Consider the following 911-nt stretch of genomic DNA (forward strand, 5'->3'; position numbering starts at 1 on the left):
GCAGGTGGGAGTTGGGGCTTTTGTATGAAGAGACATATAGATGCCGCCTTGATCGGGAGAGTAGTAGTCGCGACCAAAGCGGCCCTTTCCAGCAGATTGGGACTTGGCCAGGTAGAGAGCCCTGCCCTCTTTATGGGCTTCCATGCCTAATTTTGCGTCCAATTGGGTAGAATGACATTCTTCATTCAAAGTAACGGTCAACTGGGTATTGCTGGCAATGACTTCAGGAAGCAAAATATCGCCTGAGACCAGTCTATAACCCTTCTTTTTTAGGGATTCGATGACGACCCCATCTTTTTCCAGGCGCTGAATAGCCTTCCAGATGGAGGTGCGAGAAACACCTAATTCTTTTGCCAACTGTTCCCCGTTGACGTAATCATCTGCCTGAGAAAGGGTTTGAAAGAGGATTTCGTGTGTTTTCATAAGACTAAGACCTCCTAGCGACTGCTGTCTCGAATCGTCAGTTTGGTGGCTAATTTGACCATGCAGGGAACACTTGGTTGAGCCCCCTGAAAGGTCTGCCGCAACAGCTGAATGGCTTGCTTGCCCATTTCTTCTGTGTAGACGGTCACAGTAGAGAGGGCAGGAAAAACATACTTAGCGATGGAAGTATCATTGAAGGAAATGAGACTGACGCGATCGGGCACAGCGATTTGGTGCTCCTGAAGGGACCGAAGGGCCCCAACAGCTATGGCATCACTGGCCATGAAAAAGGCAGTTGGCAAGTCGTCGCCCAGTGCTTGAATCAGCTGCTCCATCATCTGATAGCCTGACTCAGTTGAGAACTGACCGACAGCGACAAAGCGCTCCTCATAAAGCCCTTTTTCCGTGAGAAACTGTTGAAAGACTCGTTGACGAGGATCCATCTGAAGCGGTGTTGCATCTGCTGTCTCTTCTTGACCAACCAAGAG

General features: G+C 49.5%; 2 protein-coding genes. Both read right to left on the reverse strand.

The window, feature by feature from the left end:
* Positions 1–423: HTH domain-containing protein (locus SPADD19_RS10835; protein WP_128861639.1), on the reverse strand; the 423-nt coding region annotated here is incomplete at its 3' end.
* A 14-nt stretch (positions 424–437) separates the two neighbouring features.
* Positions 438–911 (reverse strand): substrate-binding domain-containing protein (locus tag SPADD19_RS10840; protein ID WP_164905870.1); only part of this gene is annotated, 474 nt, incomplete at its 5' end.

This window comes from Streptococcus parasanguinis, assembly GCF_001578955.1.
Classification (GTDB): Bacteria; Bacillota; Bacilli; order Lactobacillales; family Streptococcaceae; genus Streptococcus; species Streptococcus parasanguinis_U.